The following is a 21,818-nucleotide window of genomic DNA, read 5'->3' as shown; positions in this document are numbered from 1 at the left end:
AAAATAGAGAATCGGAGGAAATCATGAAAAATAAATTTGCTGCAGCACTATTGGCGGGTACTAGTTTATTGTCTATGGCTACCCCTAGCCTTGTATTAGCAGATACATACCCAAGCCGAGCCATTAGTTTCATTGTGCCTTACCCACCTGGTGGTGGCACAGACATCTCTGCCCGTTTACTCACAGATAAACTTGCCAAATCCAGCGGTTGGAATTTCATTGTAGAAAACAAACCAGGAGCTGCCGGTAGTATTGGCTTGGCTTACCTGCTGCGTCAAAAATCTGATGGGCATGCGCTAGCAATGGGTCAAACGTCTAACATGACCATCAACCCCAACATGAACAAAGACATTAGCTATGACACGCTAAAAGACTTCAGTTTAATTTCGGTAGTCGCTTCTCAACCCGTAGTGATTGTGGTGGCAGAAAACTCACCCTACACGCAGTTTACTGATTTGATTCAAGACGCACAGTCTGGCAAGAGCGTCACGATGGGCACCCCCGGAATTGGTACGGTTAGTCACTTGGCTATGGAGTACTTAGGCCAGTTAAGTGGGGCCAAAATCCGCCATATTCCTTACCCTGGTGCGACACAAGCCATTACTGAAGCTATGGGTGGTCACCTGGGTTTTGTGGCCACCAGCTTGCCTAGCGCTCTTTCACATATACGCGCAGGCTCAGTTCGCCCCCTAGCTGTGACATCGAAAGAGCGTAGCCATGCGTTACCCGATGTACCCACCATTGCAGAACTCGGCTACGAAAACTTTGACGTAAATGAATGGAAAGCTGTCATTGGCCCCTCCAACATGGACACCGACACTATTGCCATGCTCAACGAGGCCGTACGAAGCGCCTTACAAGACCCTGAACTTATCGAAGCCTTTGAGCGCGAGGGCAGTACTGTAGTAGGCAATAGCCCTGAGGCCTTCGCTGAAATGCTGAATGAAGAATATCCTCGTTGGCAACGTGTTCTGCAAGAGGCAAATATCACTAAAAAATAACCACATGCACAGCGAAGTCCTTAACCAGCTTCGCTGTCTACCTACCTGATTCGTTGACATCATCAGGCACTGGAGACACTACATAATGAAGAAAAATGACTATGCGGACATGACCTTAGGAGGCCTGTTTGTTTTACTAGGGTTAGCGACCTTCTTCTATGCACGCAGCCATTATGACATGGGAGAACTAACCAACATGGGGCCTGGTTTTTTTCCAGCCATCTTAGGGGCCACCATGTCCATCCTAGGCCTGTTAGTCATGCTTGCCAGCTTAGGCGTTAAAGCTCAAAAACGTGAGTTCAGTCTACGACCCGCTTTTTTTGTGACGCTTTCTATTATTGCATTTGCCGTATTGATTGAGAGTCTTGGAGCCTTACCAGCCATTGTTGCGCTGGTCTTTTTATCCTCTATGTCTGAAAACCGTGGCACCTGGCTGAGCAAGCTAGTACTTGCTTTGGCTTTATTCGGTATTGCTTATATTGTTTTCAAGCTCATGCTAAGCATGAACTTTAGCCTCATAAACGGGGTGTTCTAATGGATTTATTTTCCAATGCCATTCTAGGCTTAAGCGTCGCCCTGACCTTCGATAACTTGTTGTATTGCTTTCTTGGCGTGCTTATTGGCACATTCCTAGGTGTAATTCCGGGTGTTGGGGTGCTAGCAGCCATTTCCATGCTATTTCCTATCACCTTTCATATGGAACCCACTGCAGCACTGATTATGCTCGCAGGTATCTGGTATGGAACCACCTATGGCGGCAGTACAGCATCGGTCTTACTGAACGTACCTGGCTCACCCACCAATGCTATTACATGCCTTGACGGCTACCCGATGACCAAACAAGGTCGAGGTGGCGTAGCCTTGCTCATGACCACGGTGGCCTCACTTGTGGGTGGTTCGGTGGGTATTTTATTGCTAATGATGTTTTCCCCCATCATTGCTTCCTACGCCATTTCATTTTCTGCACCAGAGTACTTTTCTTTGATGTTACTTGGTTTAGTAGCCGCCAGCAGTGTATCTAACGGGTCATTTGTTAAAGGGCTACTAATGGTAGTACTTGGTATTACCGTTGGCATGGTAGGTACAGATATCTATACGGGTACGCCCCGCTTTGTGTTTGGCCTGTTGGATCTAGGTGATGGTATCAGCTTAATTGCTTTGGCTATGGGTGTATTTGGTATCGCCGAAGTAGTGGCTAGCGTCGGGAAGGTCAATGCCAAAGATGTAGACAAGAAAACTCTTAGCTTCGGTGCAATGAAACCCACTAAGGATGATATGAAACGCTCGTGGGGTGCAATGTTCCGTGGCTCCACCATTGGTTCTTTTTTCGGTACGTTACCCGGGACAGGCCCATCTCTCGCAGCCTTTGTGTCCTACGCCATCGAGAAACGCTGCTCCAAGACACCCGAACGTTTTGGTAACGGTGCAATTGAAGGCATCATGGCACCCGAAACAGCAAATAGTGCAGCGGATCAAACCTCATTTATCCCAACCCTTTCCTTAGGTATTCCGGGTAGCCCTACTATGGCGCTGATGCTAGGCGCACTGATGATACACGGCATAGCACCGGGCCCACAGCTTATGACTGAACAACCCGATTTATTCTGGGGCTTAATCATGAGTTTCTGGATAGGGAATATTCTGTTAGTGATACTTAACGTGCCACTGATTGGCGTATGGGTACGTGTACTCACTATCCCTTACCATTTCTTGTTCCCCGCAGTGCTTATGTTTATCGCTATAGGTACATACAGTGTTAACTACAGCGTGGTAGACATTCTATTTGTCGCGGGCTTTGGCATCATCGGCTATGTGTTACGTTGTTTTCAATACCCTATGGCACCGCTAATCTTAGGCTTTGTACTTGGACCACTAATTGAACAGCATTTCCGTCGTTCCATGCTGCTATCAGATGGTCATTTCTCTACCTTTATTGACCGCCCTATTAGCCTAACAATTTTGCTTATCACCGCTGTAATAGCACTCCTAGGCTTCTGGTCCAGTATTAAAGAACATAGAAAAGCCGCATCTACTGCATAGCGTCAACCCTTGGCTCACTGTCTTATTACCACCCAACAAAAATCACTGGCCCTACTGTAATTTCTCTATAAAAATGGCTCATTTTAGTGAGCCATTTTTTATTCAGTGAAGCCTAAATTACTCTCTGACACAAACTACTCATTCGTTAAGCATCAAAAAATCGAGACAATAACTAGTTTCCATATTAGAGCGAACTCTATATTTTTTACGCTTCACTATTTCTCGAAACTTCCTATATTTTTTCACTAACGTCCACAATGCTCACTCTACACATTGCGAATAAAAACTTATCATCCTGGTCACTACGACCATGGTTATTACTAAAAATATTAGGTGTGCCATTCCACGAAGTGGTAGAAACCTTTAGCAGCTATGGCGGTAATGGGCATAGCTACGAAAAGTTCAGACGGTTTTCGCCCACAGGCTTAGTCCCTTGCCTGAAAGATGGTGAATTACTCATATGGGATTCTCTCGCTATTTGTGAGCACATTGCTGAGGCTTACCCCGCTGCTTGGCCACAAAACAAATCCGCACGTGTCTGGGCACGTAGTGCTACCGCAGAAATGCACTCCGGATTTCAAGCGCTACGTACGCAATGCCCCATGAACTGTAGCCCTCAAGCCCCGTTAGCAGTTATTGATGCTGAACTGTCCAAAGATCTGGCACGCATTGTAGAACTATGGGAAAACGGTTTACAAAGCTTTGCTGGGCCTTTTTTGGCTGGTAATCGCTTCACTACCGTGGATGCGTTTTTCGCACCAGTGGCTATCCGTATTCATCACTACCAACTACCCGTCAGCACCCCCTGTCAAGCTTGGATAGCACGTATCCTCGCCTTACCAGCACTACAAAAGTGGATTGACGCAGCACGTAGAGAGATTGAGCCTGCACGCTAGCTGTTAAAGGGGAAATCCTACTAGAACGCAAAGGCTTTGCTCTCACCTTGGACGATGAAGCAAATCGCCTCTATGTGGGTAATGCCGTAGACAGCTCTATCACTGTGGTTGATACAGCCAACAATAAAGTGCTCACCACGGTTCAGTTAGCGGAGAAGATCACGCGCAAAGCCCCAGACGGTACAGAGCGCGAGTTCTATACGCATTACCCTAGAGAGCTAGTACTAGACAAAAAGAACCAGCGTATTTTTGCACCCGGCCTATGGTTCCAAGACAGTGTGCTGTACGTGGTTAACCTCAACACATTGGCCGTAGAAAAAACCATCCCCGGTTTTGGCTTTGTAGCAAGGGGCGCAGCCTTAGCTTTTAATGCGCACACCCACCGACTACTCGCCACAGACGTAGGTGATGAGCGTACCGATGCCATGCGTAAAAATGCTGGAAAATTAGTGGACTACACACCCCGAGGCGCAGGCAACCGCCTTGTAGTCATTAACCCTGAAAACGGCCAAGTAGAACAAAGCATTACTACGGGCCAAGAACCCTTGGACCTGTTGGTAGATGAACAGCGTCAGCGCTTATATGTCACCAATCGTGGTGCCGGAACACTGACCGTTTATAACAGCGCTGACAACACGCTGTTGCACACCATCGCACTGCCTGCACACCCCAATAGCTTGGCACTTAACCCCACTACGGGCGATGTGTATGTCACCATCAAAAACGATGGCGACACACCGGACAGCACAAAAGAAAGCGTTGTACGTATAACCTTCTAAGTACTACCACTAGCGAAAAGGCCATACTAGGAGAATAGTATGGCCTTTGCATTACCGCGTTCATGCTTGACGTAAAGACAGTCGCTGACAAATCAGACAATGCTTCACACAACGATTAGTACATCCATGTCGCGGTCAAACCGAAAACTCGGCCTGGTGCAACTTGAGCAAAGTTGCCGAGTGCCCCATAAGAAAATCCGTACGTACGATATTTTCTATCCGTTAGGTTATGAATGTATGCGGCCAACTCTACGTTATCGCTCACATTCCACGCTACCGAGGTATCAATCAAGGTATAGCCTTCTTGCTTGAGTGTATTAGCACTATCGAAATACAGTGAGCCTGTACGGCGCACTGCAATCTGTGGGCGCAAGCTGGTATTACCCAGACGCACATTGCCTTTCGCCGCAATAGTCAGCCCATGGCTAGGTGTAAACGGCACACGGTTATTTTCACATCCTGTGCAACTATTCGCCACATACTTCACAAATTTTGCATCATTAATAAAGCCAGATGCAGCCAAGGTTAACGACTGCAACACATCCCACTCGGCATTAAACTCCAAACCGGTAGAACGCGTTTTACCAACGTTTTTCAGTGTTTGGTAACCCATCTGGCTATCGCCATACAACTGAGTATCTTTGCTGTTCACTCTATAGGCTGCCACACTAAAACGTACATCGTCAGTGGCATAACGAGCACCTATTTCGTAGCTAGTAGAACGCTCTCTACCAAAACCTTCCGCATCCGCCATGCTAGTAGGTGCTAAGTTATAGCCTGCAGGTTTATAGCCTTGCGCCACATTCACATACGCACGCCACGCATCAGTAAATTGATAGCCTGCCCCCACCTGTGTCAGCCACGTATTTTCGTGGGTGGATTTATCGCCACGCACCGGCACCCCGCCCATGTGGCCACCAAAGTCTGTTTTCGCTGAGTCTCGTGACAACCGTAAGCCGCCTGTCACATCCAGTTTGGGGGTCACATGCCATGTCACGTTACCGTAGGCCGCTATAGACTCACTCTCATTTCTGGAGTTGCTTTCCAGATACGGCATGTAGGTAGGCACTACCATGTCAATTTTGTACTGGCGTGCTTGCTTCACTTTTTGTCTGTATAAGCCAAATACCCCGTCCCAATTACGACTGTGTAACGTACCCGCCTCTTGTGGGCGAGATGAAAGGCGCAATTCCTGTACGTCCTGGCGCCACTGCTCGGGCTGCCAAGAATACTGCATGGCAAACGGGTATTCGCGTTCTAAGCGCAAGTGCTGTGTGTTCAAAATGACATTTAATTGCCAGTCATCCCACAGGTATTGCCCTGATCCAGTTAAGGAGTTAACGCAGCGACGCTGGTATACCTCACGATAGGCCTCGGGTAAATCCGACCATGCAAAAGCGGTTCTATCATCAATATCATCGTAAGGCGTGTACACATCATGCGCCCCTTTAGCACAATCTCGGCCACCTGTAATACCCATCTCCCAAGGGCTCCCCGTAGGCGCCAACCTGAGTTTAAAAGCACCTGCCTCGGCTTGCGTACGCGCAAGCTTGTTACCTAACACCTCACTTTCTAACCAGTACGGTGTTTGGTTTTTCAAGAGCGACACTGAGCCATACAACAGGTCTTCCACTAACGGGCCAGAGACATTGGCTTGTACTTGGTAACCATGACGGTTAGAAATACCTGTTTTAATCTGCGCTTGAAAATCATTGTCAGGCTGGCGGGTCACAATATTTAAGACCCCACCTTGAGCACTTTTACCGTACAACGTACCTTGCGGGCCTTTAAGTAGCTCTACGCGCTCTATGTCCACCAACGACTGCAATGCAGCCACCGGCAACTGGGGCACGCCATCCACATACACTGTTAATGCAGGGTTATAAAAATCTTGGGCGGACGTGACACCACGAATAGTGACTTGTGGAAATAAAGGCGAGCCACTGTAAGACATCTGCAAATCTGGAAACACACGGCCTAAATCTACCGTATCGTTCACTTGAGCATCATCTAACTCATAACGCTCAACCACACTTGCCGCACCATTGAATTTCTCTAGTTTTTCGCCTTGTTTAGAGGCCGAAATCACAATAGCAGAAAGTGACTGTACATCATTGTCGTTCTTTTCGTTTTCTGCGGCGTAAACTGCTTGCACGGACATCAACGCCACGCTTAAGCAGCACAACTTGAATGCTGGAATCGTAGGATTCATGATTACTACCCTGTTTAATAAAAGCTGTGATGGTCTGCTCTCATGCGCCATGCCACTCTTTAATGCTTTCGCTGGCCTGCCACATACAGGCATATACTCCTTTCTGCTCAAGCAGCGAGGCATGTGTGCCCTGCTCTGCCACCCTTCCCTCGTTGATCACCACAATTTGATCAGCCCCAACGATCGTAGATAGCCTATGCGCAATCACAATCACGGTACGTTCTTTGACCAAGGCATCAATGGCCGCTTGCACAGCCACCTCACTTTGGGTATCTAAGGCTGCAGTTGGCTCATCCAAAATCACAATAGGGGCGTCTTTTAATATGGCGCGCGCAATGCTGATGCGTTGACGTTCGCCGCCTGATAATCGGCTGCCTATGTCACCCACACGGGTCAGATAGCCTTGTGGTAAACGACTAATAAAATCGTGACAATGAGCGGCACGCGCAGCAGCCTCTACCTCGGCATCCGTAGCCTCTGGTTTGGCCATACGTATATTGGCTAACACCGTATCGTCAAATAAGTACACGTCTTGGAACACAATAGAAACCAAGGCATTAAGCCTTACAGGCTCAATTGCACGCACATCTACACCACCAATAGCAATACTGCCTACTTGTGGATCGGCATGTCGCATCAACAAGCGCGTTAACGTGCTTTTCCCGCTACCTGAAGGCCCAACTAATGCCGTTAAACTACGTGCTGGAAACTGTACCGATACACCCTCTACCACCGGCTTATGACTACCTGAATAGCTAAAGTGCACATTGTCAAACTGTACGTCGTAGTGCGTAGGCTGGGCGGAAGGCTGCTGCGCTAAGGGCTGTATCTGCATTAACGCTGTAATTTTGTGTAGTGATGCCTCTACCATATCCAGCATTTTGGTACTTAGAATAAACACACCTAAGGGTTCACCAAACCGCACCACCAACACCATTAATGCAGCAAATATGGCGCTCTCTAGGCTGCCCTGTGTCACTAACCCTGCTCCAATGAACACCACTACAACAATGGCAACTTCCATGACGGCAGACAACATCAAATTGGGTTTAGCCCCTTTTTTCTGCCCTATGGTTTGCACCGCCTCTATATAGGCAAAGCTGTCACATAAGTGCTGCGCTTTTTCACCAGTGCAACATGCTGCACGCAACACAGCTAAACCTTGGGTATATTCCAAAATATCGGCACTGACGCGTTCGTTAGCCTCGGCCAACATGCGCATTCCACGCCCATACGCCGGACGTCGCCAGCGGTATAAAGGGATCAATAAGGGGAATACGCACAGCAATACCACACCTATTTGCCACTGCACCCACAGCACAACCAATGCAACAACTAGCGGTGTAATCAAAGCATTCGCCATGATGTTGGCGACAGTCAGTAAATAGCTGAGGTTTTCGTCTACACCGCCCAATAAGGTCGCATTAATTTCACCTGCACGTTTGTCTTGCAGCTTTTCTAAAGGGATACGTCGTAATTGCTCCCCTAATGCCGAACGTAATTCATGCGTGTTTTGCACCATGTCGCCACGGTAATCAAAGCCCATCGCCCACCAACGTATGAGCATACTCAACAGCATCAACAATGACAGTGCTACTAACCACGGCCACGTCATTGCCCATTGCTTATGGGGAATCAACCCTTGAAATATAGGCAGTACGCAAGCCAGCGCTAGCCCTTGTACCGTGGCGGATAACGCTAGCCCAATAAGGCTGGCACGTAAACGTGGTGCCCGACTGCGCGCACTGCTCATTAACTGCCGCCACGTGTCGCGTAACGATGTCACAGTTTGGGGGCGAGAAGAGTGAGTACTCATGACGCTACTCCTGTAAATGCCCAGTGCTGCGCCTGTTCGTAATGCTGCCATAACTGCGCATACACGCCGCCCTGCGCTACCAAGCTATCGTGCTGACCGTGCTCCACAATTTGCCCTTGCTCAAACACCAATATTTGATCGGCATGCCGGATCGTATTTAAGCGATGCGCCACCATCACTACTGTCTTGCCGCGCATCAGATTAGACAAAGCGGCAATCAAGGCGGCTTCGTTTTCCGGGTCGGCAAACGCTGTGGCTTCGTCCAACACCAAAATAGGTCTGTTCTGCAAAATAGCGCGGGCAATGGTAATACGTTGGCGTTGCCCTCCTGATAAGAATGCACCTCGCTCACCAGTAGGTGTGTCATAGCCTTGCGCCAAGCCCAGAATGAAATCGTGCGCTTGGGCGGCTTTAGCCGCCGCGATGATCTGATCCATACTGGCTTCGGGCATCCCTAAGCGGATGTTGTCAGCGATACTGCCCGAGAACAAAAAGGTGTCTTGGAACACAAACGCCACTTGCTGCATCAAGGTATGCGGCGACATAGCGCGTATATCTACACCACCTATTTGAATACTGCCTTCGCTCACATCCCAAAAACGTAAGATTAATCGTGCCACTGTGGTTTTACCGGCGCCACTAGCACCGACCAAAGCCGTCACACTGCCTTGCGGAGCGGTAAAACTCACATTGCTTAATACCAACGCGTCATCTTTAGCATAAGCAAAGCTCACCTTATGAAAAGCTATGCTCGCATCGTTAGGGGGAGCTCTGTCTGCATCGTCCAGCACCGGTAATACAGGTTCGGCCAAGACTTCCTGGATACGCTGAATACTAATCTGCGTCTTGCCCACCAAATGTTTTAGCGACATCAATGGCAATAAAGACTCCGCCATACCCGTACCCACCAGCAGCACAGCAATCCACGTTGCCGCATCTAGCCACGACTGACTAAACATCCACGCTCCCAGCCACAATAAGGTAGCTAAGGTAGGGAGCGGGCTTAAAATAATTTGTGAAAGCCTTGAAGATGTTCCTGCACGTTGATACCAACGCGTGACTACCTCCCTATACGCTTCCAAGGCACGCTGATAGCGCCCAAACGTGGCTGTACCGCTGTCAAAGGTACGTACTACAGGCATGGCCTGTACATACTCCACCACCGCAGCCCCGACATTCTCAGTAGCCTCGTTATACTGGCGCATCATCTCGTCACCACCACGCCACGCTAAAGCAACCGTTGCAACTCCTATGACTAATACAGCAGTGGCCGCCAGCGCTAATTGCCAATCCAACACACACAACAGTACAAACGTGAGCACAGGGGAAAGATAGGCGCGCGCATACAACGGCGACGAGTCCGCCACAAACACATGCAAAGCTTTGACGTCTTCCATCATCACTTTGGACAACGCTCCCGCCCCCATTTTTTGTACATAGCCTAACGACACACTGGCCAAGTGAGTAGCCAACTGCGTGCGCAATACCGTTTCCAACCTAAACGCCGCGAAGTGCGACTGATTGAAAGCGGCTAGCCGCAACACTAGCGCGACCACCGTCAAGACCAGCGCCAACAGTAAGGGCCACCACGGATACTGCGTCGTATCCTGCAACAAGAACTGCGCGGCCCATGCCAGCGCCACGGCTACGCCTAACGCTGCTGCTGCGCTGACGCCGGCCAAGAACATGGATACACGTATCTGCCCACGGACAGGGTCCATGATGGCCCACGCACTATCAGGCTTCTTGTTTGTTTTTGTAGACATGTTGCCCCTTTACCCCTGACTGGATGCCGTCGCGGTTGTGCTACGGTGGGTTTGATCTTGATGACGTACCAACACGGTTGCGATCAGCGTCAACACAGCCGCCAAACCAAAGCATGTGGCATAGCCAAAATGCTGTGATAACCAGCCCCCCAACACACCAGCCACACCCGCTAATAACGCATCACCACTTTGGAATAAGGTGAAGTCCACCCCAGCTTGTAGAGGGGACGCCAAACTCATTAGTTTGGAATACAAAGCCACCCACAGCACACCCATCACAGCGAACATCATTACAATCAACGAAGTCACCACAAACAAGGACGCAACAGATGCCGCCGCAGCCAACAACGCCAAGATGCAGGCTTTCAGTGCTACGGCAATCCATACGGCACGCCAGCCAGGCGCAAAGCGTACAAAAAACCCACCCAAAATAGCGCCGCCCAAGCCTGCTCCTATGTACAACGAACCAAATAACAAACCTACCTGATCTAGGTCCATGCCTTTATCCAGCAAAAATGGCCCGAACATCCCTAAGGTCAAACGTATGCCAACACTGGATAGCAAAAGCATCAGTAAACCTAAGCGCACCTCGGGTCGGCGAAAGGCATACCACAAGCTGGGATGATGATCTTTAGCCATGTTTTGCTGTCTCGCTGGCTCTTTCACCATCAGCATAGGAACGGTCAACAGCAACACCACCAAACCTGCGACCATCAATGCCTGCTCCCAGCCCCACCAACGCACCAACAGCAAAAAACCGCCAGAACCTAACATCGCACCCACATAAGCGCCGCCCACTTGTATGCTGTTACCCCAACCGCGACGCCCCTCTGATAACTGATCCACCACAAAACCATCACAGGCAATATCGGCCGTTGAGGCTACCAACGCAGCCAGTAGTAGCGTGCCTAATATCCACCCTATATGGGTGACTAGTGATAATTGCTCAAACCAACACACCACACCGATGGCGAACAAAATGAATGCCATCATCCACTGACCTAACAGCACAATTTTCCGAGAATGTCTTACCGTCGTGTCCAACGGTAAACGCCATCGTTCTATGTAAGGAGCCCACAAGAAACGTACCCCCCAGGGTAGCCATAACAATGCAGTCAAACCGGCAATTTCCAGCGATGCCCCTTGTTCGCGCAACAGCGTAGGCAACCCTTGGGTAATCAATACCGTAATGATGGCTTGTGTGACGTATATACCTGCCACCGCAGGCAATAACTGGCGCAAACTAAGCCGAGCTGTTGTATCAGCCGTGGTGGTAGCCATCAGACCTAAACCCTTGTAAGAGAAAAACCATCTGTGTTATCGCCGTATGATCTGAGCAGTCTCACCACATCAGTATCATCGATAATTGACAATCATTATCACTATCATTTAGCGATACAATAAGAGTGTAAGCATGCGCCATCACGGGTTTTAAGGCTCACGTTTTACGGACAAAATTTGTCAAATACGGAATTTTTTGTATGAATGGGCTATCTTTAGAAAGGCCATCAAGCGTGCTCTCGCACAATCCGGCCAAAATGGTGGAAAGTAAACTGGATGGCGTGCCAGACTCCTGGCGTCAGACCATGCTGTTAGAACGTCCCAACGATGGGATCAATATTTGCAGTATGTATGGCCGTCCTAGCGACACTTGGGTTTTCCAATCTGAAACCGAACCAGCGCTGTCCATGAGTTTTTTGCTGGAAGGCCGCATAGAGGCTGCCATTGAAGACGGCGTCGATTTACGCCTAAAAGATGAGCAAGTATTGTTGATGGCATCGAATCAGCCCATCGGCGGTTGGGACGTATTTTCAGCTGAAAAAGACTTCAAACTGGTTAATGTGCATATCACAGCCAAAGCATTGGAAGGCTTAACTGGCATGGCGATGCCTGATCTGCTGCAACAAATGCGCTCCACTAAATGTGACATGCCACATGTAGATGCATGCATGAGCACCCTGCCCCTTAGCAGCAGCTTGCGCCGACTAGCCGCTGAAATTGTCCATTGCCAACACCGTTACACAGACAACGCGCCACTCAAAAAAATGTTTTTGTGTGCCAAAGCGACCGAAGCCTTAGCCACCATCATTCATAGCCAGATCACCAGTAACGGCAACATCAGCACCCTACGCGCCTTGCCTACAGATAGACCTAAATTGGTACGCGCCAAAGCCTTGCTCGAAAACTCCTATAACGAAGCGTGGACTGTCTCAGCACTGGCACAGGCCGTAGGGCTAAACGAAAAACGTTTACAAGCCGGTTTTCAGACACTATTTGGCTACTCTGTGCACGAAAGCCTCACTCGTATACGCATTGATGTAGCCTTAGCCATGTTGGCCCATGGGTTCTCTGTCACCCACACTGCCCAAAGTGTAGGGTTTTCTAACATCAGCCACTTCAGCAAGACCTTCAGTCAGCAAATAGGTGTATCACCCAAACGTTGGGCTAAAGAATGGCTGCTAAACAAAACTACTACACCATCTGCCTAGCTCTCTCATTGCATGCAATCAGACTTCTAGTCTAACGATGTGCCGTAGAGGCTATCAGCGAACGAATTAAGCAATCACATCAGCACGCCGTCAAATGGACGTATAGGTGCTGGTATCTCATCATCGCCCAAGAGCTCGGCCACGCTAATTTCTATAGTGCGGCATAACGAATCCAAAGGAAGATTATTTGGCAGCATGCCAAAAGGCTCTTCAATTTGCTCGCCCAAGGCGTCCAGCCCAAAAAAGGTATACGACAACACGCCCACCATAATAGGCGTCATCCACCCTAAGCTGCCCACCAAGCAAAATGGCAATAAAAAACAATAGATATAGACCGTACGGTGCAGCAACAAAATATAGGCAAAAGGCATAGGCGTACTTGTGATGCGCTCGCAGCCCCCTGCTATATAGGACAGCCTATTTAGCTGTTTATCTACATCCGCAAACAAGATGTTATCCATCTGACCTTCACGTCGTAGTTGTGCGTAGGCATGGCCTAGCTCGCCTAACACCACATTGGGAGGATTAGAAGCTGCCAAGCAACGCTGTGCGTTTTCTTCGCCCAACCAACGACTCAAATCAGCAGTAGGATTACTAGCGCGCAATTTATGGCGCAACGCATGGGAAAACGCCACCAACCTATGGGCTAATGCTCGCTTTTGTTCCTCTGGCACGTTGTCGGTAAAACTTAAGGTTTGGCGTGTGAGATTACGTGTCACGATCAACAGTTCACCCCACAAGGTGCGCGCTTCCCACCAACGCTCGTACGCCACGCTGTTTCTGAAGCCCAAGAAAATCGCCAGTGTCAAACCCACTAGCATCAGTGGTACAGCCCCCAGTCCGGCCGTATCCATGGCGTACTTATACTCAAAAAACACCACCACCGTCGCCAACAGCATCATCGCCACTACGCGTCGCCACACAATAGAAACAATGGAGCCTTTTAAGGTGAATAGCATCAACCAAGGGGAACGAGAGGCTGGACGGACGATCATAATGTAGGAGTTAGGTAGGTAGCAGAAAAACAAGTGACAATTCAGTGTACGAGGCCAGCTCGCTCTAGGGCAAGGGTAAATGCAAGCACACGCAGAAGCGCCCTCTATCGGAAATGAATTGAATGCTTCCACCATGCGCACGCATCACTTCATCACAAATGCTCAAGCCCAACCCATAGCCACCAGTCTGACGATTGCGTGAGGTTTCTATGCGATAGTAAGGACGCAGCACCTTAGCTTGTTCGTCTAGCGGAATACCTGCCCCCTCATCCGACACAGCAATAATGTATTCCTCTGCGCTTTTATAGGCACGCACGCGCACATTGGAGCCATAACGTAAACCATTAGAAATCAGGTTTTCAACACACCGCCGCAACCGTTGAATTTGTACTGTGAGCGTGGCGGGCTCCACGTCCTCCAGCACAATAGACTCACCTAGGTCTTGTCTGTTCACACTCACTGCTGTCACTAAAGCCCCTACATCCACCGCCACACAGTCCTCGGTAGAGGTTTGAAAACGCATCAGCTCTAACGTGGAATTCACCAATTCATTTAACTGCTCTATATCGCGGCTAAGGTTCTTTCTTAGCACCACGTCATCCACCTGCTGCACCCGCAAACCCAAACGCGTTATAGGGGTACGCAAATCATGTGATACCGCACTAAAGAAATAAGAACGTTCTTCTATGTGCTTGTGTAAGCGTTCTACCATGCTATTAAAGGCATCGCCCAAGTGTTTAAACTCTTTGGAGCCGCCTAATTGAATGGTCTCTTGATGCCTATTCACATCCATTTCTTGCACGCTTTTTTCTAGCTTTTTTAACGGCCTAAAGATGAAGTTCAGGCATAGCGTTAGTGCCAGCACCACCAGCACTAATCTAAAAAAGTAGATACGTAGGAAATAGTCATAAATCAGCTCTACCGTTCCTATAGAGCTCCACCCTTGGTTTTCCGTGACTTGCAGTTGCCACAGTTGCCCATTTGATAGCCTAAACACTGCTACGAAAGACACATCCACCAAGTCCAACCCTTCAGAGAACATGGCAAAAAAACCATTACTATCCGCTTTGGTGCTCTGTACTTTGTTGGCGGAAATCAGCCTAAAACCATCGCAAGCACCTGTTCTTTCCTGAATGATATTGCCAAAGAAAGACACCAGATCGTCGTGTATATTCGACTCATAATCGGGTGGCAAAGACTGACTACGCTGTACGGCATAAATGCCATTTAACCACTCGTGGCTAATGGGTTGCCCTAACTTTATCTGCGACTCTGCATGCAAATACCAATCCGAGAAACGCACTGCCGCAATACGCGCAGGCGTTTCTACCAGCGCTTGCTGTCGCATCTGCGACCACATCGTGCTGGTGAGCGCCTGAGCCAGAAACAAACCCACTACCGCAACAAGCGTAATCTTGCTGCGCAACCGTTCGGGATAAAAGAAATACGCGCATCTATATAGCGTAGCTGCTAGATTCCTCGCTTTAGCACGCAACATACCCACCATTACTGCACTGTAATGTGTGCGGGGTCTACATACAGCACATAGCCTTCATTACGCACCGTTCTGATCAGCTCAGGTTTAGAGCGGTCTTTTTCCAAATGCTGGCGCAAGCGGCTAATGCAAACGTCGACCGCACGATCCTCATAGCTCATGCTGCGACTAAATGCTCTTTCCAGCAGTAGCGCTCTGCTTAACACCTTGCCGGGAGACTCTACCAATGCCGCTAACACATGAAAGTCTGAATTAGGCAGCGAGATCATTACCCCCTCAGGGGAGTAAAGCTGTCTGGCTTTTATGTCCAGAGACCACCCTAAAAAGCCATAGCGCACAGGTTCGGTCACTGGCTGCTCCTCCGCCGTATGCGTCGTAGCACGCCCCCCTCCCTGCCTACGCATCACCGCTTTACAGCGTGCAAGCAGTTCACGGGCTTCAAAGGGCTTAACCACATAGTCGTCTGCGCCCAACTCTAAGCCAGTCACTTTATCTACAAGCTCACCACGCGCCGTCACCATGATGATGGCAGGTGAATGCTCGCCGCGACGAATCTGTTTGCATATTTCTAGCCCATCCTCACCTGGCAGCATCAAATCTAACAAAACCAATGCAATCGTTTGTTCTTTCAATAGCTTAGCGGCTTCTCTGCCACTTTGTGCTATATGCGTTTTGAAGCCGCCAAACCTAAGTTCCTGCGCGACTAACTCGGCCAACTCCAGATCATCTTCAATAATTAATACGTGCCGTTGTTTATTTTTTTGTTCGTCCATTACATACCAATACAATTCAGCTGCGTTTCAATACACGTCACAACACAGCCTAAAACCATACACGCTAACCTTACGGCAAACAAGAATTATTCTCATTATTATATTAGGAGTTAAGCTTTGCCGTCACCCTTATCTAGCGTTACGCTAAAACCACTGGTCGCCTTGGTGATGCTGGCCATGTCTGGCCACAGTGTTCTGGCTCAAGAGTCCCCGCACACCCTTAAAAGCATTACGATTAAAGGGCATGAGAACCTTGATCCCGAAGACAGCTATCAGCAAACCTATAGCCGCAGCGCTACTGGTTTGAACCTAGAAGAAAAAGAAACCCCTCAAGCTATTACCAACATTACTAGGCAGCAGCTAGAAGACGAAAACATCCAAACGTTGGATGACGCCCTGCTTTCTGTGTCTGGTATTACGGTTAACGAAGTGGATATTGGCTCGCGTACCACCTATAGAGCGCGTGGTTTTAACATCACCAATTACCGAATCGATGGGCTGGAATTCAATGGTGAGTCAGGCTTCTCTGGCATTGGTGGCACCATCAACATGGATCTCTACGAGAACGTCACCATTCTACGTGGCGCCAATGGCTTGTTAGGCGGCACAGGTGACCCATCAGCCACCGTCAGCTTATCGCGTAAAAAAGCGCTACGAGACTTCCAAGTCATCGGCGAAGTAGAGGTAGGTAGCTGGCGCAAGCAGCGCGTGATGGGTGACATCAACACCCCGCTGTCTACAGACGGCGACTTGCGTGCGCGCTTAATTGTCAGTGGTGATAACAGCAATACCTTCCGCAACAATGAGCACCCTAGAACGCTAGGTGTGTTGGCCACGCTGACCTATGACCTATCGCCCAACACCAGCATCACGGCGGGCTATGAATACGATTACAAAAAACACAAAGGCACCTCATGGGGGACTAACGTTCCTATTTGGTTTGCCGATGGCAGTGAGACCGACTTTGATAGACGCTTTCACCCCGTCACAGACTGGAGCCACACCCAACGTAAAAACTCTACCTGGTTTGCAAACCTAGACCAAAACTTGGGAGGTGGTTGGAATCTGGGCGCGAACTACAGCTACAGTCATCTGGATAGCGTCAACAGTTTTGGGGTACTGAAAGCAAACAGCGCCGGTTCCACATGGGGCTTCTTTGATAAAGACTCTGGCCTTGCGTACCTAAATAGCTTGCACTCCGAGAGCGAGACCCGCCAACATGCGTTCTCAATGAACATTAACGGCCCATTCCAGCTATTAGGCAGAGAGCATGAGCTGATTATCGGGTTAAATGGCCAACGCACCGAAGAAACCTCCTACCAATTTAGCGGTGCTTTGGGCAACTGCCATATTGATGGCATCGTCCCCGCCCGAGGCTGCCAATACCGTTTAGACTTGCCCACGAACTGGCAAACCTGGAATGGTGATGAGTTCGGTGCACCACAAACCTTCAGAACCAATGCTCGCGGTGTCACCACCACGACTAACTACGGTGCCTATCTGGCAACTAGACTAGAGCTGACTGATCAACTGAAGGTTATTCTGGGCTCACGTTACAGCCACTACAAAACCTACGCTCACGACTACGACAAAGACGATGTACGTAGTGACCGTCGTGCAGAATTGGACAAAAAAGTCTGGACACCCTATCTGGGTCTGACCTTTGACATCACCCCTAACCACACGCTTTACAGCAGTTACACTGATGTCTTTAAACCGCAAAGCCAGCGCGATGTTGGCGGCAACGTCATCAAACCCATACGCGGTGCTAGCTATGAAGCAGGTATCAAAAGCAGTTGGTTAGATGACACGCTGTCTACTACCGTAGCCATCTTCCATGCCCAACAAAAAAACGTTGCTAAAGCAGATGACGACAACACCGTGCAGGATACCGGCGATCAAGCCTATGTAGCAAATGCCACTGGCGTGAAATCCACTGGTATAGATTTGCAAGTAGCCGGTGCTATTAGCAGCCGCTGGAACATCTACGCTGGCTATACCTACATGAACGTTGTAGACCCTAACGCTAACGGCAGCCCACGTGAAGACCCTCGACACAGCGTAAGGCTAAGCACCACCTACAGACCTGACATACTGTCCGACAAACTGACTCTGGGTACTAGCATCAGCTACAACAGCTCTACTACCAGTACGCCTATGCCCGGTCGCCCTCTAGGTAATGGCAAGTTTGACAATAGCCCCATACGTCAATCAGGCTACATGCTTACCAACGTGATGGCTCGCTACGACCTGAATAAAAACTTCAGTCTAAGCGCGCACATCAACAACCTCTTTGATAAAACCTATTACCGACAATTTGGTTTTTACAACGGGTTGATTTACGGCGAACCACGCAGCTTTATGCTGAACCTACGGGCGAAGTTCTAAACCGTAGTTAGGTTCTCATGCACCCTAAAACGGCACTTGAAAGTAAGTGCCGTTTTTTTGTGTATTGCCCACCGTAAGCAGCCTTATTACGGTAGTCGTTACACGGCTGATACGTACACTGACACACTAGCGAAAAGCGCGCAGTATACTGGTGTGTAATGACACAGGCCATCACTCACCTCTTGTGTCAGCAGCCATAAAAAAACACTGCCATCTAGATTTAGGTGGCTGCATAATTAACCGAGACAGTATGAACGATGCACGACCTTGCTTCCTCCCTAGGGGATTTCATCGCCATTGAGGATCTGGAAAACATCCAGCCCGATATGCGCGTCGGCTTTATTTTGATGAATAAGTTCACCTTAGCTCCCGTCGCGGGACTTGTGGAATCCTTACGTTTTGCGGCCGACAAAGAATACCGAAGCCAGCAGATTTACTGCCAATGGGACTGGATGACCTTTGATAACCAACCGGTCACCGCCAGTTGCGGGTTGCTCATACACCCCACCACCACTTTTGACCCTTTTAATAACTATGACTATGTAGTGCTAGCGGGTGGTTTGTTGTCTGAAACGCGCTCCCCCTCAGAGGAGCTGCTACTGACGTTACAACAAATCAATGAAGCAAAGATTTCAATTATTGCTCTGTGCTCGGCTTCGTTTGTATTGGGTAGAGCAGGTATTCTGGATCAACGTAAATGCGCTATACACTACGCCATCATTGATGAGTTCAAACAAAAATTCCCGAATGCCAAAGCACTTATCGATGACAACTTTATTGAAGACGGTGGAATTTACACGTGTCCTGGCGGTACTGCCATAGGGCTTGCTACAGCACTGATACGCAAGAACTGCAGCAATGTTCGTGCGCAGAAAAGCTTGGATTATTTACTGCTGCCTCACAAACCCAGCGTAAGTGGCCCCACTGACTCTATCTTGTTTAAAAACCCCAATATTTATGAGAACGAGATAGTTAAAAAAGCCATCACCTACATGCGTGATAACTTAAGCAGTCAAATCACCATGACGGATGTTGCCAATCATGCTGATACCAACACCCGCCAACTACATCGTGCATTTGCTGTGAACACGAATGAATCCCCAGCCAGTTACTGGCGACGTTTACGGTTAGAGCATGCGCGTTTTTTACTGACTAACACCAGCGACTACGTGACCAACATTGCGATGGAGTGCGGTTTCTCCGATGCGTCACACTTTATTTCTTGGTTCAAAAAACTGTACGGCGAAACCCCCTATTCATATAGAAAGCGCCGTCACGAAATAGACAAGTAAGCTAACCCTATAAAAGAGCGCGCATGCGCTCTTTTATGTTTCACTCCTTAGAACAAGCAATAGGTCTTTTTGAAGTTTTCTTTGATATCCCAAATGCCTTTGCAATCAGCTGGAAACAGCACGGCGTCACCCGCATGCAGCTCCACAGGATCCAAACCTTCGGGTTCAAACACGCACCAGCCTTGCACGATATAGCTGAACTCTCGATTGGGTAAAAAACGCTCAAATCGCCCTGGTGTACTTTCCCATACGCCTATCATTGCATCACTTTCTATCACGTCATGCGCTTGCGCCGTGCTTTGCATGGCAATGATGTCCCCTAGCGGGAATTTAGCAGGGGCTGCCGCGCCCATTTTCGTTGCTTCTACTGCTCGAATCACTACGACTTGATTACTCATTTTTTTCCTCATTATTAAACGTAACTAACCAGTGATACTTATCTGGAAAGACTCAGGCTTGCAGCATCAGAGAGCGACAATGCATCCACATCGGGGGCCAACTTCCACGCTGACCACACCCCAATCAGGGACAACCCTGCAGCAACTAACATCGTGAACTCAATCCCAAAGTCCACTAACGACATGGGCACTAAATAAGTTCCTGTTGCTGCACCAATTCTGGAAATAGACGTCACCATGCCCACAGCCGTCGCTCTGACCTCGGTTGGAAAAAGTTCGTTCGGGTATACATAGAGCAAGACTTGCGTACCACCTACAAAAATCGCATAGCCAGAGAACAACAGCAAAATAATCGATGATGGTGAGTTCGGGTACAACCCTAGCAAGAACAACATCAGCCCAGACCACAAGAAACTGTGGAACAACATTTTCTTGCGTCCCATAACATTGATCAGCATCGTGGCGAAGATACACCCCACGGTAAACAGCACCGTAATCAAAACCGAACCTATAGTGGCCATATCTTCACTTATACGCAGTGCCTTAAGAACTTGAGGAGCGAAAGCATAAATGGCAAAAATAGGGATAATCGAGCACGTCCAATACATACACACGAAAAGCATTCGTTTGCCATAACCTGAGTGGAATAAGTCATACACCGTAATTTTCTTGGCGTTACTCACCACCTCCTCTTTAAGATCTTCTACCGAATACTGTTGGCCATAAACTTTTTTGATCACGGCATCCGCTTCTTCTACACGCCCCTTGCTAAGCAACCAGCGCGGTGACTCGGGGGTACCATATCTAGCCATAAGGAAGATCACCCCTGGCACTAAGGCACTAGCTAACACCCAACGCCATGCCTCTGCACCGCCATAACGTAACGCTATTTCACCTACGATATATGCCGATGCAGCCCCCATAAACCACAGCACCACCATTACAGAAATCATGGTGCCTCGATATTTTCTAGGTAAAAACTCTGTGAGAAAGGCAGTAGCGATGGGGTAATCCGCCCCTACGGCAATACCCAGCAATAGACGCCATACAAATAACATCCATGCGGAGTCCACCCAGAACTGTGCTACTGAGAATCCAATAATGGCAATTAAATCAATCAGGTACAGCACTTTCCTACCCAATCTGTCAGTAATGATGCCCCCTAGAAAACCGCCGATAAAAATACCTATCAGCGCAGACGCTGCAATCAACCCTTGCCAAAACGTGGTTAAGCTCAGGTCCTGAGTAATCTGCATCATCACGACGCCTATTACGCTCAGAACGTAACCATCTAAAAATGGTCCACCAGATGAGTAAAACGTTAATTTCTTGTGAAAACTGTTTAAAGGGATATCCTCTATCGGTGTTTTTTGTCTCATGAATTGCCTCCATCCACATTTAATTTATGTATTTATCAATGGGAGTTATTTTTAAAAGAAGTCTTCGCTACACATCTGAATGCTTTATTTTTGGCAATA

General features: G+C 48.7%; 17 protein-coding genes. 8 read left to right on the top strand and 9 right to left on the bottom strand.

Going from position 1 to position 21,818, the window contains the following annotated elements:
* The first annotated feature begins 23 nt into the window (after window positions 1-23).
* The 5 genes from ACLPHM_RS02570 (at window position 24) to ACLPHM_RS02550 (ending at window position 4,716) form a co-directional block, all read left to right on the top strand.
* Window positions 24-1,001 (top strand): Bug family tripartite tricarboxylate transporter substrate binding protein, encoded by a 978-nt coding sequence (locus ACLPHM_RS02570; RefSeq protein WP_430219708.1) that lies wholly within the window; start codon window positions 24-26, stop codon window positions 999-1,001.
* A gap of 85 nt (window positions 1,002-1,086) precedes the next feature.
* Entirely contained in the window at window positions 1,087-1,536 is a 450-nt protein-coding gene (locus tag ACLPHM_RS02565; RefSeq protein WP_430219707.1) for a tripartite tricarboxylate transporter TctB family protein, read from the top strand.
* Window positions 1,536-3,041 (top strand): tripartite tricarboxylate transporter permease, encoded by a 1,506-nt coding sequence (locus tag ACLPHM_RS02560; protein ID WP_430219706.1) that lies wholly within the window; start codon window positions 1,536-1,538, stop codon window positions 3,039-3,041. The genes ACLPHM_RS02565 and ACLPHM_RS02560 overlap by 1 nt, the downstream gene beginning before the upstream one ends.
* Window positions 3,042-3,298: 257 nt before the next feature.
* The gene (locus tag ACLPHM_RS02555) at window positions 3,299-3,937 is read left to right on the top strand and encodes a glutathione S-transferase family protein (protein WP_430219705.1); all 639 of its coding nucleotides are present in this window, start codon (window positions 3,299-3,301) and stop codon (window positions 3,935-3,937) included.
* Between the two features lie 47 nt (window positions 3,938-3,984).
* Window positions 3,985-4,716 (top strand): YncE family protein, encoded by a 732-nt coding sequence (locus ACLPHM_RS02550; RefSeq protein ID WP_430219704.1) that lies wholly within the window; start codon window positions 3,985-3,987, stop codon window positions 4,714-4,716.
* Window positions 4,717-4,831: 115 nt separating this feature from the next.
* Here ACLPHM_RS02550 and ACLPHM_RS02545 read toward each other — a convergent pair whose 3' ends face one another.
* From ACLPHM_RS02545 to ACLPHM_RS02530, 4 genes are read right to left on the bottom strand one after another with little or no spacing between them, the layout of a single operon-like run.
* Complete coding sequence (locus ACLPHM_RS02545; protein WP_430219703.1) at window positions 4,832-6,928, bottom strand: TonB-dependent receptor; 2,097 nt, start codon at window positions 6,926-6,928, stop codon at window positions 4,832-4,834.
* 40 nt (window positions 6,929-6,968) lie between these two features.
* Complete coding sequence (locus ACLPHM_RS02540; protein WP_430219702.1) at window positions 6,969-8,744, bottom strand: ABC transporter ATP-binding protein; 1,776 nt, start codon at window positions 8,742-8,744, stop codon at window positions 6,969-6,971.
* Window positions 8,741-10,510 (bottom strand): ABC transporter ATP-binding protein, encoded by a 1,770-nt coding sequence (locus tag ACLPHM_RS02535; protein WP_430219701.1) that lies wholly within the window; start codon window positions 10,508-10,510, stop codon window positions 8,741-8,743. The genes ACLPHM_RS02540 and ACLPHM_RS02535 overlap by 4 nt, the downstream gene beginning before the upstream one ends.
* 9 nt (window positions 10,511-10,519) lie before the next feature.
* Window positions 10,520-11,791, bottom strand: coding sequence for an MFS transporter (locus tag ACLPHM_RS02530; protein WP_430219700.1), 1,272 nt, complete (start codon window positions 11,789-11,791; stop codon window positions 10,520-10,522).
* A gap of 200 nt (window positions 11,792-11,991) precedes the next feature.
* Here ACLPHM_RS02530 and ACLPHM_RS02525 point away from each other — a divergent pair, with 200 nt between their 5' ends.
* Window positions 11,992-12,999, top strand: coding sequence for a helix-turn-helix transcriptional regulator (locus tag ACLPHM_RS02525; RefSeq protein ID WP_430219699.1), 1,008 nt, complete (start codon window positions 11,992-11,994; stop codon window positions 12,997-12,999).
* 74 nt (window positions 13,000-13,073) lie between these two features.
* On the opposite strand, the gene ACLPHM_RS02520 is transcribed toward ACLPHM_RS02525, so the two are convergent.
* The 3 genes from ACLPHM_RS02520 to ACLPHM_RS02510 form a co-directional block, all read right to left on the bottom strand.
* Window positions 13,074-13,994: a bestrophin family protein gene (locus ACLPHM_RS02520; protein WP_430219698.1), complete on the bottom strand. Its 921-nt coding sequence runs from the start codon at window positions 13,992-13,994 to the stop codon at window positions 13,074-13,076.
* A gap of 64 nt (window positions 13,995-14,058) precedes the next feature.
* A complete protein-coding gene (locus ACLPHM_RS02515) occupies window positions 14,059-15,492 on the bottom strand; it encodes a sensor histidine kinase (protein WP_430219697.1) in 1,434 nt (477 codons plus the stop codon).
* 8 nt (window positions 15,493-15,500) lie between these two features.
* Window positions 15,501-16,262, bottom strand: a complete 762-nt coding sequence (locus tag ACLPHM_RS02510; protein ID WP_430219696.1) for a response regulator transcription factor — start codon at window positions 16,260-16,262, stop codon at window positions 15,501-15,503.
* A gap of 117 nt (window positions 16,263-16,379) precedes the next feature.
* On the opposite strand from ACLPHM_RS02510, the gene ACLPHM_RS02505 reads away from it, so the two are divergent.
* Together ACLPHM_RS02505 and ACLPHM_RS02500 are read left to right on the top strand one after the other, a co-directional pair.
* Window positions 16,380-18,650, top strand: coding sequence for a TonB-dependent siderophore receptor (locus ACLPHM_RS02505; RefSeq protein ID WP_430219694.1), 2,271 nt, complete (start codon window positions 16,380-16,382; stop codon window positions 18,648-18,650).
* Between the two features lie 257 nt (window positions 18,651-18,907).
* On the top strand, window positions 18,908-19,942 hold the full coding sequence (locus ACLPHM_RS02500) for a GlxA family transcriptional regulator (protein ID WP_430219693.1): 1,035 nt from the start codon (window positions 18,908-18,910) through the stop codon (window positions 19,940-19,942).
* Between the two features lie 47 nt (window positions 19,943-19,989).
* Here ACLPHM_RS02500 and ACLPHM_RS02495 read toward each other — a convergent pair whose 3' ends face one another.
* Both ACLPHM_RS02495 and ACLPHM_RS02490 read right to left on the bottom strand, forming a co-directional pair.
* On the bottom strand, window positions 19,990-20,340 hold the full coding sequence (locus tag ACLPHM_RS02495) for a cupin domain-containing protein (protein ID WP_430219692.1): 351 nt from the start codon (window positions 20,338-20,340) through the stop codon (window positions 19,990-19,992).
* A 38-nt stretch (window positions 20,341-20,378) separates the two neighbouring features.
* Window positions 20,379-21,719 carry an MFS transporter gene (locus ACLPHM_RS02490; protein ID WP_430219691.1) on the bottom strand — a complete coding sequence of 447 codons (1,341 nt, stop codon included), beginning with the start codon at window positions 21,717-21,719 and terminating at the stop codon, window positions 20,379-20,381.
* Window positions 21,720-21,818: the final 99 nt, after the last annotated feature.

The sequence above is a fragment of the Paenalcaligenes sp. Me131 genome, from assembly GCF_050487225.1.
Taxonomy (GTDB): Bacteria; Pseudomonadota; Gammaproteobacteria; order Burkholderiales; family Burkholderiaceae_B; genus Paenalcaligenes.
The sequence above is the reverse complement of the archived record's forward strand: the minus strand, read 5'-3'. Positions and strand labels throughout refer to the sequence as shown.

Excerpts from the sequence above, each read along its gene's own strand:
- ACLPHM_RS02545 (WP_430219703.1), bottom strand. The coding sequence starts at position 6,928 with ATGAATCCTACGATTCCAGCATTCAAGTTGTGCTGCTTAAGCGTGGCG.
- ACLPHM_RS02520 (WP_430219698.1), bottom strand. The coding sequence starts at position 13,994 with ATGATCGTCCGTCCAGCCTCTCGTTCCCCTTGGTTGATGCTATTCACC.
- ACLPHM_RS02525 (WP_430219699.1), top strand. The coding sequence starts at position 11,992 with ATGAATGGGCTATCTTTAGAAAGGCCATCAAGCGTGCTCTCGCACAAT.
- ACLPHM_RS02535 (WP_430219701.1), bottom strand. The coding sequence starts at position 10,510 with ATGTCTACAAAAACAAACAAGAAGCCTGATAGTGCGTGGGCCATCATG.
- ACLPHM_RS02540 (WP_430219702.1), bottom strand. The coding sequence starts at position 8,744 with ATGAGTACTCACTCTTCTCGCCCCCAAACTGTGACATCGTTACGCGAC.
- ACLPHM_RS02510 (WP_430219696.1), bottom strand. The coding sequence starts at position 16,262 with ATGGACGAACAAAAAAATAAACAACGGCACGTATTAATTATTGAAGAT.
- ACLPHM_RS02555 (WP_430219705.1), top strand. The coding sequence starts at position 3,299 with ATGCTCACTCTACACATTGCGAATAAAAACTTATCATCCTGGTCACTA.
- ACLPHM_RS02500 (WP_430219693.1), top strand. The coding sequence starts at position 18,908 with ATGCACGACCTTGCTTCCTCCCTAGGGGATTTCATCGCCATTGAGGAT.
- ACLPHM_RS02515 (WP_430219697.1), bottom strand. The coding sequence starts at position 15,492 with ATGTTGCGTGCTAAAGCGAGGAATCTAGCAGCTACGCTATATAGATGC.
- ACLPHM_RS02570 (WP_430219708.1), top strand. The coding sequence starts at position 24 with ATGAAAAATAAATTTGCTGCAGCACTATTGGCGGGTACTAGTTTATTG.
- ACLPHM_RS02530 (WP_430219700.1), bottom strand. The coding sequence starts at position 11,791 with ATGGCTACCACCACGGCTGATACAACAGCTCGGCTTAGTTTGCGCCAG.
- ACLPHM_RS02560 (WP_430219706.1), top strand. The coding sequence starts at position 1,536 with ATGGATTTATTTTCCAATGCCATTCTAGGCTTAAGCGTCGCCCTGACC.
- ACLPHM_RS02565 (WP_430219707.1), top strand. The coding sequence starts at position 1,087 with ATGAAGAAAAATGACTATGCGGACATGACCTTAGGAGGCCTGTTTGTT.
- ACLPHM_RS02495 (WP_430219692.1), bottom strand. The coding sequence starts at position 20,340 with ATGAGTAATCAAGTCGTAGTGATTCGAGCAGTAGAAGCAACGAAAATG.
- ACLPHM_RS02490 (WP_430219691.1), bottom strand. The coding sequence starts at position 21,719 with ATGAGACAAAAAACACCGATAGAGGATATCCCTTTAAACAGTTTTCAC.